The following is a 12,845-nucleotide window of genomic DNA, read 5'->3' as shown; positions in this document are numbered from 1 at the left end:
CGGGCCGATGAGGTGGGCGTGCCGACGATGTACGCCGATTACGTGTCCGCGCTGTGCCAGCATCTTGCCGAACGCGGCCACGAGGCGCTCTTGTGGGGCGACATCGCGGTGGAGATGCCGGAGATCTTGGGCAAGCTGCCGCATGACGCGATGCTGCTCAATTGGCTCTATTCGCCTGAAATCACCGAGGAGAAGGTCAGGCTCGTTGCTGAATCGGGTGCGCAGCAGTATGTGTGCTCCGCAGTGCACTGCTGGAATGCGTTGCTGCCGCATCTCGATGATGCCTGGAACAACATTTCACGGCTGGCGCGCTACGGTGTGAAATACAAGGCGGCGGGAGTCTTGGTAACCGATTGGGGGGACTACGGGCATGTCAACGACCCGCGCATGGACATAACCGGCATGATTTACGGCGCGCAGTGTGCTTGGAACCCGCTGGCCGATACGGATGTGGAATCATTGAACCGCAGCATCTCCATCGCGGAGTATGGCGACCAGAGCGGCGAATACGTTTCGCAGCTGCGGCAGGCGACGCAATGCGTGGCCTTCGGCTGGGATGACGCCGTGCACTATCTGGAACTGGACGAGGGCGGACACGCGCTCAACCGTGACGTCCTCGCATCTATGTGGACAGACGATGAGGCTGTTACCGCGTCGATTCGCAGCAGCGACAGCCTCGACGAGGCACGACGAGGCCTGTTGCAATGGCTTGCGCCGAAGCTTGAGCATGCTCAAGATATGAATCGGGATCTGAAGACCGCTGCGCTGCGTTTGTCGGTCGCGATCAGCCATTCGGCTGCGGGCCATGCAGACATCGCGCAGGCAGCCGTCGTCGCGATCGAAGGGCAGCGACTGTTCAACGATTTCGGGCGTCTTATTGCGCAGCAGGTTGGAGTTGTTGACGGAGCATATTCCGCTGACGTTGCACGAGCTACCGCCAGAGGACTTGAGGAATGGGGCGAACAGTACTGCGATGTGTGGCGCAGCGTCAGCGAGGAATCCGAGCTCAGGCATGTCAGGGATATCATCTGGCGGTGTGCTGATGCCTTGCGCGACGGGGAGCCAGAGGCTCCTGATGCTGCAGTCTCCCAAGTGCACTAGACCGGCTTATGTAAAGTTGCAGGCGCTGTACGACGTGATATGAAGGGAATGACATGAACGCACTCGAATTGGCGTCGCGAATCGATATGCCGGAGGGCATGATGCGGCGGTTGCGCGCGTGTGCTCGGCAGCATGCCAATCATGACGGCGTGCTTGACTGGCGGCGAATAGGGCCGCTGATCAAGGCGCTTTCTGACCCGGCGCAGGGGAGTGCGGCGCGCGATGAGCTCAAGAGGGCACTCGGGCCGGACGATGAGGGTTCGCGCATGCTGTATTGCATGCTCGCGTGCGCGGGAGCCTATACGCTTGACAGGTATCATGCGCTGGGCATCGGCGGCGCTGCGGATGATACGGTTGACGGCGCTGACGACGACAGGGTATTCCTCGATACCATGGGTTGTTTCCCACGGTTCGTCAACGAGCATAAGGTCAGCTACGGCGATTACGGGTTCGACCGGGACTTCTGGACTTATCGCCAGCTCGGCGCGAGCCTGTTCCGGCTGGGGCAGCTGGAATACGAGATCATCCGCGACGCGGAGAATGTGCCGGCAGGCGTTGATGTTCCGCGTGCCGTCGCCATGCACATCCCATCCGACGCGGTGCTCGGCCCCGTGCAGTGCTCCGATTCGATCGTTCGCGCACGAAGGTTCGTCAGGCGTTTCTTTCCGCAATGGGCGGGCGCTCCATACGTCTGCGAATCCTGGCTGCTCAGCCCGGCGCTGCCCCGTCTGCTGTCTGAGAGCTCCAATATTCTCGCGTTTCAGCGCCGCTTCCATATCGTTGCAACGGACGATGCCGCCGAGGACTGGCGCGAATGGGTTTTTCGCCGCTCACCAGCGCCGCTGTCCGAACTGCCCGAAAACACATCTCTGCAGCGCGCGATGAAGCGGTACCTGCTCGCCGGCGGCACAATCGGCATCGGCGTGGGGGTGCTGAAGAGCTAAGAAGGAGAAGTTGGCAGGCGAGCTCTGACGTTGATGATGCTTCGCACTGCACCCACGATGAGGTCGTTGAATTATCTGATAACAGCCGTGACGGACTTCGCCAATCAAACCATATGCGCATCGAAACTGAATAGGGCTCGGCGATTGCCTCCCTTGGCCCGGCGTCGATATTCGGCGACGTACGTCATGCGCTCCACCGTGGTGGCAGCGAGCGGTTTAGGCAACGAATCGAGGGCGAACCAGCCGACAGCAAGACTTTCCTCGTCGCCGACGAAGGGGACACCGTTGCCTTGCGGATCGAGCGTGCACAGGAAGAGGTGATCCATGTACATCGCTTGATCGCCATTGTCATAGCGTACCATTCGCGTCGAGGATTTCACGGCCACGAGATCGGTGACGATCACGTCGATGCCGGCCTCCTCCTTGGCTTCGCGCGCCACCGTAACAGCAGGCTCCTCACCGGGTTCGTTGACGCCGTAAATCATGGCCCATTCGCGGGTGTCCGAGCGCTGGCCAAGCAACACGCGTCCCTGAGCGTCCTCGATATATCCGGTCACGCCGGAAAGCCAGAGGGGAGCATGGCCTATTTTCTTGCGAAGGTCGAGGATGAATGGTGATGTTGGCATGGGAATAAGTAGGCCTTTCAGATGTGGATGGTTCGGGCGGTGTGGGGTGGGGCGCGTCGTGTCCGGACGTTTTGGATCATGCGGTGGTTCGTCGTGTGACGTAAATATCGGTGGGTGACATTTTCCTCGGAACAGAAATGGTGGAATTCTACAGTTTTGCGTTTTCCGAAAACCGCGCACAACGACAAATACGTCATACGATGAGGAAGAACCGCACATGACGGGGTTACTGGTGTGCAGGGGGGAGGGTTCGCCTGTGCTGGTGCTGGGTGTGAATGGGTTGGTGTGGTGCTGGGTTTGAGGGAACGACACCGCAAAGAGATATCTGTTCAGTTGGGATAGGACCCGTTGCAAAAGCGTTCTTGACGGAGCTTTCAGCACGGCCTTCGCGACCTCGGCGCTCGCTCGTCTCACCTACGGGCAGCATACTGTGCTGCCCGTTTCACGGTTCGGCCCACAGAGAGCGCGCCGCGCTCTCTGCTTTACGGCTCCGCATCCAAGCCTCCACGTCCTCAATCTGCTTGGGAATACCGGCGGAGAGCCATTCGGGGCCGTGCTCGGTCATCAGGACGTCGTCCTCGATACGGATGCCGATGCCACGCAGCTGGGGCGGCAGCAGCAGATCGTTCTGTGCGAAGTACAGACCGGGCTCGATGGTGAAGATCATGCCTGGCGTGATCTTCGCGCCTTGGTATGACTCGTAGCGGGCCTGCGCGCAGTCGTGCACGTCGAGGCCGAGATGATGGGCCACGCCGCAGGCGATCCAACGGCGGTGCTGTTGCCCTTCGGGAGAAAGCGACTCCTCCACGTCGACCTGCAGAATGCCCCAATCGTGCAGCCGCTCGGCGATCACCCGCATACATGCGTGATGGATGTCCGAATACGTGGCACCGGGCTGTGCAGCCTCGAATCCGGCCTGCTGGGAATCCAGCACCGTCTGATAGAGCTTGCGTTGCAATGACGTGAACTTGCCGTTCGCCGGGAATGTGCGGCTGATATCCGCCGTGTACAGGCTCTCGACCTCTACGCCGGCGTCGATGAGCAGCAGCTCGCCGTCGCCGACCACGCCGGTATTGCGCATCCAATGCAGGATCGGCGCATCCTTGCCCGATGCGATGATCGTGTCATAACCGACCGTATTTCCCTCTTCGCGTGCCACGGCGTTGAACGCGCCCTCGAGCATGCGCTCCGAGCGTGGCTTGCCGATCGCATCGGGCAGACGGGTCAGCAGTCGGTCGAAGCCTTTCTTGGTGGCGGCGATGGCTTTGCGCATCTCGTTGATCTCGAAGGAATCCTTGACCAGCCGGGCTTCGGAGGCATATTCGAGGAATTTGTCGTCGTCGGCGTTGGCGCCCGGATCAGCGAAACCGTTGGCCTCGCGCGCCTGCTCGACCAGGCCGGTGACTTCCGGGTCGCTTTGACGGATCACGCGCACGCGCACGGCCCCCGCATCCGCGCCGACGTCTTTGCCGATCGCGTCAGGCAGCTGCGCAATGTCATGCGTCTCCAAACCGGTCATCGCGCGCAGCTCTTTGAGCCCGGCGCGCGGTCCGACCCAATATTCGCCGTAATGCGCATTGGCGTAGTAATCTTCGGTGCTGTTGTCAGCGCGGGGGGCCACGAACAGCTCAGCGGTATGGGTCTCGCCGGACTTGGCTGACGGATCATCGGGATCGATCGGGTTGAGCACAAGAACCGCGCCAGCCTCGTAATCCTGGCCCAGACCCGTGTAATACGAGAACACGGTGTCGGGGCGGAAGGCGTAATCATCGTCGTTGTTGCGCACCTTGGGCTGACCGGCCGGGATGACCAGCCGCTCACCGGGAAACTCCCTGCCGAGCGCCTCAAGCCGAGCGGGAATGTAGGCGCTGGATTCCAGCGGCTTGATATCGGGCTCCTGATTGTCCCAGCCGGTCGTCATGAACTCGCGGAACGCTTTGCTGCGCGGTCTCAATGTGCGGTTGTTTGTCCGGTCATGCATCGGCTGGTCGGCTCCCGGCGCCTTCGCCGACTCCTGCGCCTCGTATTCCTTGTCTTTGTCAGTCACGACATCTCCCATCGAAGACTCTCCTTGCATTTGCGTATACGGTTGCGTATGCAGCCCATCGTAGTTCGACCGGCCTGACAGTGTAAGACAGACTAAAGTCGAATGCCTGAAAAGATGTGGGCTGTTGTCGTGTCTATTATCTTGGATTGACAGCCGCACTCGCCGACGAAGGAATATGTATGGTGTCTCTTTCTGTGACTACCACCGCTAGGGCGTATCTCAGCACGCCGGGCGAAATCCTCGAGGAAGGAGTTCCTTGGGCCGTTGGTCGTGAGCGATTACCGGCTTGCCGAAGTCATCGGGACGGGCGAGGGAGCCATCGGTGAGTGTGTGCGCGGCAGGCGCGGCATATCGACGGCGATGGCGTTCGGACCCGCCAAGTCATTCGATATGACGCCGGAGTTCTGGATGAACCTGCAACGCGATTATGATGCGCTCACCCTCGACGCCGGCGGCATCGATGCCATCAAGCCTTTGGCCACCGGGTGAAACGTCACCCTATGAAATGCCACTGGGTGAAACACTCTCGGCTCGTCCCCGGGCGAAACGGGTTGTCGGTTCACCCGCTCGCCTAGAATAGGGCGGGTTGTGCAGGGTTAAGGAACAAGGGAACAGACGAGGTGTCGCCAAGCATGTCATATGAGCATCCGAATGAGCGCAAGTCCACGATCCGCGAGGTGGAACGCGAGATCATGAGCCGGCCGACGGAGCACAGCACTACGAATCTCGATCTCGATCGGATGGCGATGATGCTCGACCTGTTGGGCCATCCGGAGGATTCCTTCCGCATCATCCACATCACCGGCACGAACGGCAAAGGTTCGACGGCCCGTATGGCCGAGGCGATCTGCCGCGCGTACGGCATGCGCACCGGGCTATACACTTCGCCGCATCTTGAGCGCATCAACGAGCGCATCGCGATCGACGGCCAGCAGCTGAGCGACGACGATTTCATCGACGCCTGGGAGCAGATCAGGGATTTCGTCGCGCTTGTCGACGCAGCGATGGCGAAGCGGCAGAAGCCGAAGATGAGCTTCTTCGAAGTGCTCACCGCCATGGCCGTATGGAAGTTCGCCGACGCGCCGGTCGATGCCGCCGTGGTCGAAGTGGGTATGGGCGGCAAATGGGACGCGACGAACGTGCTCAACGGCGACGCGGCGATCATCGGGCCGGTCGACATGGATCACATGGAATGGCTCGGCGACACCGTAGAGAAGATCGCGACCGAGAAATCAGGCATCATCAAGCCCGAATGCACGGCAATCATCGGCGCGCAGCCCCATGCCGAGAAGGTTATGCCGATCCTCGAGGCCGCGGCGGCGAAGAACCACGCGGCGTTGATCCGCGACGGCAGCGAGATGGAGGTCGTCACGCGCACGCCTGCCGTAGGAGGCCAGGTCGTGACCATGCACACCCCCAACGGCACCTACGAGGACGTGCCAATCGCTAAATTCGGCGAGCACCAGGCCCATAATGCGCTGGCTGCGCTGGCCGCTGCCGAAACGGTCATCCCCGTCAACGGAGTGCTCGACGGCGATCTGGTCGCCGAGGGCCTAAGCGGGGTGAAGATTCCCGGGCGCATCGAGCAGATCCGCACGTCGCCTACAATCATCCTCGATGGCGGCCATAACTTGAATGCGGCCGAAGCCTTGCGCCGCGCCATCGAAGAGAACTACGACTTCAGCCAGCTCGTCGGCGTCATCGCGATGATGAAGGACAAGCAGGTCGAGGAATACCTCGGCGTGCTCGAACCGCTGCTCAGCCAAGTGGTCGTCACCGAGAATTCCTGGCGCGACCGCGTGATGCCTGCCGATGAGCTCGAAAAGATCGCGGTGGACGTTTTCGGGAGCGACCGCGTCATCCGCGCGGATGCGCTGCCGGACGCCATCCAGACCGCAGTCGACATGGTGGACGCCGAAGACGAGCTGGGCGTGGGATACGGCCGCGGCGTGCTGGTGTGCGGCAGTTTCGTCACCGCAGGCGACGCCCGCATCCTGCTCAAAGAGCACGTCGATCCTGATTTGCAGCGCACGAAGGCCGAACGGGTGCATCAGCAGGCCGTGGAACCGCAGCGCGCGCCGGAGGGCGAGCCCGAACAGCAATCGCCCTCACCGTCCCCGTCTTCGCCCCGGAACTGAGCCGCAGGCCACGTCATGTACCTCAAAGAACTGACTCTGCGCGGATTCAAATCCTTCGCCTCCGCCACCACTCTGCGTTTCGAGCCGGGGATCACGGCGGTCGTAGGTCCGAACGGCTCCGGCAAATCGAATATCGTCGACGCGCTGACTTGGGTGATGGGGGAGCAGGGCGCGAAGAATCTGCGCGGCACTTCGATGGAGGACGTGATCTTCGCCGGCACGTCGAGCAGGCCGCCGCTGGGCCGTGCGCAGGTGACGCTGACGATCGACAACACGGACCATGTGCTTGACATCGATTACACCGAAGTGACGATCAGCCGCACGATCTTCCGCAACGGCGGCTCGGAATACGCGATCAACGGCACGGCTTGCCGCCTGCTCGACATCCAGGAGCTGCTTTCGGATACCGGGCTCGGCCAGCAGATGCATGTGATCGTAGGGCAGGGTCGCCTCGACGCCATCCTGCGTGCGGACCCGAGCGGGCACCGAGCCTTCATAGAAGAGGCCGCCGGCATTCTCAAGCATCGCAAGCGCAAGGAGCGGTCCTTGCGCAAATTGACGAATACCGAGGCCAATTTGGCGCGGCTCGATGATCTGCTGCATGAGATCCACCGGCAGCTCGGGCCGCTCGGCCGGCAGGCTCGCATCTCGCGCCGCGCCGAAAACATCCAAGTGGCGCTGCGCGACGCCCAATCGCGCATTTATGCCCAAGACGCGATCGAATCGTTGAAACGGCGTGAATCGCTGCGTACGGAATTGACCGGTGTCCGGGGCGAATTGACGCAGCGGCAGCGGGATCTTGCGCAGGTTCGGCTGCGCATCGAACAGGTCGAGGCGCTGGGATCCGCGGCGAGCCCGGCCATCGCGAAGGCTAATCAGACCTGGCATGAGCTCGCGGGCATCGAGGAACGGCTGCGGTCGCTGGCACAGCTCGCACAGGAACGCGCGCGGGCATTGACGACGCAGATCGTGACGAATTTCGGCGAGGATCCAGAACTGCTTGAGCGTCGTGCCGCCGAGCTTGACGGGCAGACCCAAGCTTCGCAGCATGTCGTCGAGGAGGCTCGGCTCGCCTATGACAAAGCGGTCGAGGAGCGTGCCGGTGATGAAAAACAGCTCGCCTCGCTGCGTCAGACGTTGGCCGAGCTGCGCGTCAACGCCCGGCAGCGCGAAACACGCGTGGCAAACTTGCGCGAGATGGTGGCGCGAGAGGAATCGGCGGTGCAACTGGCGCGCACCCGCTCCACTGATTTCACGGCGCAACATGCGGATATCGCAGGGCAGCGCGATGCAGCGCAGGCGCAGTATGACGATCTGATCCGGGCGGCTGCCGAGCTCGGCGGCGACAACGGCAAGGCATTGGACGATGCGCGTGAACGATTGCGGCAATGCCAGGAGTCATTGGCTGCGCAGGAGGATGCGCTGCGCAAAGTCAATGGCGAAATCATATCGCAGCAGGCCAAGGCAGATGCTTTGAATGACACGTTGGACAGCCGTAATGCTTCCGGCGCATTGGAGCATGACGGCGATATCACGGCCTTGGGGCGGCTCACCGACTTCATCCATGTTGCCGACGGTTGGGAGGAAGCCGTCGCGCATGCCTTGGGCGAATTCGCCAGCGCCATCATCGTCCCCGATGCTGACACGATGCTGCAGGCTTTGGAAGGCGCGAAAAATCGGCAACTTGGCAGGGCGGTGCTGCTGCGTCCGATCGACGAACCGGGCGTTGCGCAGGATGACGTGCAATCGCATGAATCCCGGTTTTCTGCTGCAGCTTCATTAGTCACGCTTAACCCTTCTGCTGACGATAGCCAGCGTTCGCGTGCCATAGTTGACGCGGTGCGCACGTTGCTGGCTGATGTATGCGCAGTGGAGAGCCGCGAGGACGCAGTTCGTGCGGTGCAAGGCGGTTCATGGCGCCAAGCGGTGACGAGGGATGGCGAAGTCGTCAACTGTGTCGGTGCGATCGGCGGATCGTCGCTGTCGCAAAGCGATCTGTCGCTGGCGGCGCGCCGCGACAAGGCGTTGGAGCGCGCAACGACCTTGCAGAAAAAGCTTGCGCAGTCGCAGAATCAGGTCGAGCGGGCGCGTCAGGCCCGGGATCACGCCCGGCTTGCTGTCGATGCGGCTGCGCAGCAGCGCACCGAGGCCAGACTCAAGGTCCGGCAGGCACAGGAATCGTTGCATTCCGCGCAACAGCGTGTGGAGTCGCTCGCGCGTCAGCTCAGTGCCCTCGACGCCAAACTGGCTTCAGCCAGGGAAGACGAGGAGGCGCATGGGCTGAAAGTCGCTGATTTGGGCCGCGCGCTGGAGCAGGCGCAGACATCATCGGGTGAGCAGGATGACTTCGATGAACTCGCCGAACGCGAGCGCGACCTCGAAACGCGGCTGACCGGCTCGCATGAGCATGAAATCACGGCAAAACTCGCATGGAACGAGGCTATGCGCAAGGGCGAATCACTGCAGCGGCAGGCGGGAATGCTGCACGACAACGCCAAAGAGGCCATTGCGCGGCGCGCCCGGCTGGAGTCCCTCAACGAGACGCGGCGCCGGCAGGCGGCGAAGGTCCAGCAGGTGGCGGCTGACGCGCTTGATGTGGCCGGTATCGTGCATCGCGATCTGGAAGGTGTCGCCGCTGAACGCGAACAGCTGCAGCAGGCTGCGTCCAGCCATGACGAGGAGGTCAAGGAACTGCGTATGCAACGCAATGCGATCGAGCCGCAGGTTGCAGGTCTGCAGCAACGCGAGCACGCGCTCGACGTCGAACGCGAACGACTGGCGGCCAGCCACGGGCAGCTTACGCAGAAGATCTCCGATGATCTGGGTATGGGCATGGACGAGCTGGTATCCGGATACGGCCCCGACCAACCGGTGCCCCTGCTCGACGAGAATGGCCGGCCTATTGCGCTTGAGGATGCGGCACCTGAACATGAGGCGCCTGCTGATGGGGCACTTGGAGACGGCTCTAAGAAGGCCAAATCCCAAGGTTCTGCGCAGGGCATGGCGCCGCGATACAAAACCGTGCCCTATATCCGCGAGGAGCAAATCAAGCGGCTGGAGACGGCGAGGCGCGATCTGCGGGCGCTCGGCAAGGTGAACCCGCTGGCCACTGAGGAGTACGACTCGCTGCAGGAGCGCAACCAGTACCTCAACGGCCAGCGTAACGACGTGGCCAAGAGCCGCGACGACCTCATGCAGCTCATCAAGGATCTCGACGCCACCATGACGCAGGTCTTTGCCAATGCCTTCAACGATACGGCCCAAGCCTTCAGCAAGGTCTTCGCCACGCTCTTCCCCGGCGGCACCGGGCGCCTGCGCTTGGAGAACCCCGACGATATGCTCGCCACCGGCGTGATCGTGGAAGCCAGCCCGGCAGGCAAACGGGTCAGGCAGCTCAGCCTGCTATCGGGCGGCGAGCGCTCCCTCACCGCGCTGGCGCTGCTCTTCGCCATCTTCACCGCCCGGCCCAGCCCGTTCTATGTCATGGACGAGGTCGAGGCCGCGCTCGACGACATCAACCTCACGCGTCTGCTTGGCGCGCTCCAGGATCTGCGCGAGCACGCCCAGCTAATCGTGATCACCCATCAACAGCGCACCATGTCAATCGCTGACGCGCTCTACGGCATCACGATGCGTGCCGACGGGGTCACGGCCGTGATGAGTCAGCGTCTCGAGCATATGGGTGATGGCGGTGCGCGGTAATTGGCGCGGTGGATGCTTCGCGGTCTTGAGCAGCGCATCATTTGTGACGCCGGCTTGCTGCAAAAGGCATAAATGAAGCATGGGGGAATTGAATGATGATCACTATCGACTTTATACGGCATTGCGAGTCGGATACGAGCATTCATGATGATGCTGAACGTCCCTTGACACAGGTCGGGGAACGGCAGGCGGCTCGGCTTGCGCAATGCTTGCGCGGCAATCGGTATGACGCGGTGTATGCCAGCCCACTGCGCAGAGCGGTGGAAACGGTCATGCCGCTGGCCGCTGTCCGGGGCATGGCCGTGCAGGAGAGCGACGCATTGGTCGAACGGATAATGCCGGGGTGGATCGATGACTACGAACATTACGTTGAACGCCAGTGGCATGACCTTGCGTTTTCGTTGGCGGGCGGGGAAAGCATCCGGCAGGTGCAGCAGCGGTATATGGGGTTTATAGCGCAACTGCCGCAGGCACAGACATATATCGCAGTGGGATCGCATGGCACGGCTATGAGCGGCTTGGTCGAATGCGCGAATCCTGGAGGAGGATACCAGTTTTTCAGTGAACTGCGTTATGGCGATGTACTGCGTGTCATGATGCACGATGGAATCATCGACTCGTGCAGCCGATACAGTACATCGGCCACTGGCGAGGCCGTAATGCCCCGCTTTGCGACAGGGGAAGGTGCTCGTCGGGGTGATGGCGATGCGTGCTAGTGACGCTGCAGATGGGCCTCGACCACTTGGCGAGGCCTCACCTCTGTTTTTGAATGCGAGCTGGTCGCGAAGTGTAAACGCAGCTAAGCTGGCGCTGCTGCCGCCAGGATCTCTCCGATCGCTGCAGCGGTCCATGCAGGCCGGCGGCACTGTGATCGACGCCCTGCCCCATGGCAACTGCGTCCATGTCATAATCAACTCGGTGAATATGTCGCTTGGCGAGCGCATGCAGATGGCCGGATTTGAGGCGCTCGTCGGCTTGACGATGTCGATCGTGGCCTCGCTGATGTACATCGTCTTCTGGCGGATGACGATGCCCAGCTGCCCAGAACAGGTAAGTATTCGCATTTGCAGTCATACACAACAACAGATATGACAGAGAAAGAGCTTGATATGAAAATTGTTATCGCCCCAGACTCCTTTAAAGGCTCACTTACCGCGCAGCAGGCGGCCGAGGCGATCAGGCGGGGCGTGCTTCGCGCGCAGCCAGGCGCCGAATGCGTTATGGTCCCCATGGCGGACGGCGGCGAAGGTACCGTGCGCTCGCTCGTCGACGCGACCGGCGGGCGGATAGTCACGGCTCGCGTCACCGGCCCGCTTGGCGGAGGCGTCGAAGCATCATACGGATTGCTCGGCGATGGGCGCACCGGCGTAATCGAGATGGCGGCGGCCAGCGGCATCCGATTCGTCGATGCGCATACCGGGAACCCGTTGATCACCACGACTTACGGCACCGGCGAGCTGATGCTTGACGCGCTGGACCAAGGCGTCGACTCGCTCATCATCGGGATGGGCGGCAGCGCCACGAATGATGGCGGCGCCGGCATGGCCCAGGCGCTGGGCGCCAGGCTGCTGGATAAGGAGGGCAATCCGCTGCCCTTTGGCGGCGCTGCATTGGCCGATTTGGCGACGGTCGACTGCTCTCAACTCGACCCGCGGCTCGGCGCGGTCATCATCAAGCTGGCTTCCGACGTGACCAATCCATTGACCGGCGAACATGGAGCTTCGCACGTCTTTGGCCTGCAGAAAGGCGCCACGCCCGAGATGATCGAGCGGCTCGACGCGTGTCTGGCTCATTATGCCCATACGATTCTCGAGCAGACCGGCCGCGATGTCGCGCAGGTGCCGGGCGCAGGAGCCGCCGGAGGACTGGGAGCCGGATTCCTGGCTTTCACAAACGCCACCATGCGTTCCGGCGTCGATCTCGTCGTGGACGCCACCGGATTGAAGGCCAAGGCCGCCGGGGCGCAGTACTGCATCACCGGCGAAGGCGGCATCGATCTCCAGACCCGTTATGGCAAAACGCCGGTAGGCGTGGCCCAAGCGGTAAAAGAAGCCGTGCCCGACTGCACGGTGATCGCCTTGGCCGGCAATGTAGGCGGCGGCATCGAACAGCTGTACGATGCGGGCATCGACGCCATCTTCGGCATTCTGCCCGGCGCATGCACGCTCGAAGAAGCAGTCGCCCTCGAACAGGCGCAGGCCAATTTGGCAAGAACCGCCGAAAACGTCGCCCGGCTGTTTGAGTAGCATTGCGTTCTGTCTTTTATCATCGGTGGGCGGCCGATGAT

10 protein-coding genes are annotated in these 12,845 nt (G+C 61.9%); 8 read left to right on the top strand and 2 right to left on the bottom strand.

What is annotated here, in order from left to right; translation table 11 throughout:
* The first annotated feature begins 18 nt into the window (after positions 1 to 18).
* Together LKG04_RS00180 and LKG04_RS00175 are read left to right on the top strand one after the other, a co-directional pair.
* Complete coding sequence (locus LKG04_RS00180) at positions 19 to 1,101, top strand: hypothetical protein (RefSeq protein ID WP_291759391.1); 1,083 nt, start codon at positions 19 to 21, stop codon at positions 1,099 to 1,101.
* Between the two features lie 53 nt (positions 1,102 to 1,154).
* Positions 1,155 to 2,045 carry an acyltransferase domain-containing protein gene (locus tag LKG04_RS00175; RefSeq protein WP_291759271.1) on the top strand — a complete coding sequence of 297 codons (891 nt, stop codon included), beginning with the start codon at positions 1,155 to 1,157 and terminating at the stop codon, positions 2,043 to 2,045.
* Between the two features lie 104 nt (positions 2,046 to 2,149).
* Here LKG04_RS00175 and LKG04_RS00170 read toward each other — a convergent pair whose 3' ends face one another.
* Entirely contained in the window at positions 2,150 to 2,671 is a 522-nt protein-coding gene (locus LKG04_RS00170) for an NUDIX hydrolase (RefSeq protein WP_291759270.1), read from the bottom strand.
* A gap of 442 nt (positions 2,672 to 3,113) precedes the next feature.
* On the bottom strand, positions 3,114 to 4,730 hold the full coding sequence (locus LKG04_RS00165) for an aminopeptidase P family protein (RefSeq protein ID WP_291759268.1): 1,617 nt from the start codon (positions 4,728 to 4,730) through the stop codon (positions 3,114 to 3,116).
* 258 nt (positions 4,731 to 4,988) lie between these two features.
* Here LKG04_RS00165 and LKG04_RS00160 point away from each other — a divergent pair, with 258 nt between their 5' ends.
* From LKG04_RS00160 to LKG04_RS00135, 6 genes are all read left to right on the top strand, one after another.
* Entirely contained in the window at positions 4,989 to 5,207 is a 219-nt protein-coding gene (locus LKG04_RS00160) for a helix-turn-helix transcriptional regulator (RefSeq protein ID WP_291759386.1), read from the top strand.
* Between the two features lie 143 nt (positions 5,208 to 5,350).
* Positions 5,351 to 6,856: a bifunctional folylpolyglutamate synthase/dihydrofolate synthase gene (locus tag LKG04_RS00155; RefSeq protein WP_291759267.1), complete on the top strand. Its 1,506-nt coding sequence runs from the start codon at positions 5,351 to 5,353 to the stop codon at positions 6,854 to 6,856.
* Positions 6,857 to 6,871: 15 nt separating this feature from the next.
* A complete protein-coding gene (gene smc, locus LKG04_RS00150; protein ID WP_291759265.1) occupies positions 6,872 to 10,558 on the top strand; it encodes a chromosome segregation protein SMC in 3,687 nt (1,228 codons plus the stop codon).
* A gap of 92 nt (positions 10,559 to 10,650) precedes the next feature.
* Positions 10,651 to 11,274: a histidine phosphatase family protein gene (locus LKG04_RS00145; protein ID WP_291759263.1), complete on the top strand. Its 624-nt coding sequence runs from the start codon at positions 10,651 to 10,653 to the stop codon at positions 11,272 to 11,274.
* Positions 11,258 to 11,650: a hypothetical protein gene (locus LKG04_RS00140; protein WP_291759261.1), complete on the top strand. Its 393-nt coding sequence runs from the start codon at positions 11,258 to 11,260 to the stop codon at positions 11,648 to 11,650. The genes LKG04_RS00145 and LKG04_RS00140 overlap by 17 nt, the downstream gene beginning before the upstream one ends.
* Before the next feature lie 17 nt (positions 11,651 to 11,667).
* Positions 11,668 to 12,804 (top strand): glycerate kinase, encoded by a 1,137-nt coding sequence (locus LKG04_RS00135; protein ID WP_291759383.1) that lies wholly within the window; start codon positions 11,668 to 11,670, stop codon positions 12,802 to 12,804.
* Positions 12,805 to 12,845 lie beyond the last annotated feature (41 nt).

Origin of the sequence: Bifidobacterium sp. (genome assembly GCF_022640935.1) — a bacterium.
Taxonomy (GTDB): Bacteria; Actinomycetota; Actinomycetes; order Actinomycetales; family Bifidobacteriaceae; genus Bifidobacterium.
The sequence above is the reverse complement of the archived record's forward strand: the minus strand, read 5'-3'. Positions and strand labels throughout refer to the sequence as shown.

Coding starts and splice junctions, on each gene's coding strand:
- LKG04_RS00175 (WP_291759271.1), top strand. CDS start 1,155: ATGAACGCACTCGAATTGGCGTCGCGAATCGATATGCCGGAGGGCATG.
- LKG04_RS00170 (WP_291759270.1), bottom strand. CDS start 2,671: ATGCCAACATCACCATTCATCCTCGACCTTCGCAAGAAAATAGGCCAT.
- LKG04_RS00165 (WP_291759268.1), bottom strand. CDS start 4,730: ATGGGAGATGTCGTGACTGACAAAGACAAGGAATACGAGGCGCAGGAG.
- LKG04_RS00155 (WP_291759267.1), top strand. CDS start 5,351: ATGTCATATGAGCATCCGAATGAGCGCAAGTCCACGATCCGCGAGGTG.
- smc (WP_291759265.1), top strand. CDS start 6,872: ATGTACCTCAAAGAACTGACTCTGCGCGGATTCAAATCCTTCGCCTCC.
- LKG04_RS00145 (WP_291759263.1), top strand. CDS start 10,651: ATGATGATCACTATCGACTTTATACGGCATTGCGAGTCGGATACGAGC.
- LKG04_RS00140 (WP_291759261.1), top strand. CDS start 11,258: ATGGCGATGCGTGCTAGTGACGCTGCAGATGGGCCTCGACCACTTGGC.
- LKG04_RS00135 (WP_291759383.1), top strand. CDS start 11,668: ATGAAAATTGTTATCGCCCCAGACTCCTTTAAAGGCTCACTTACCGCG.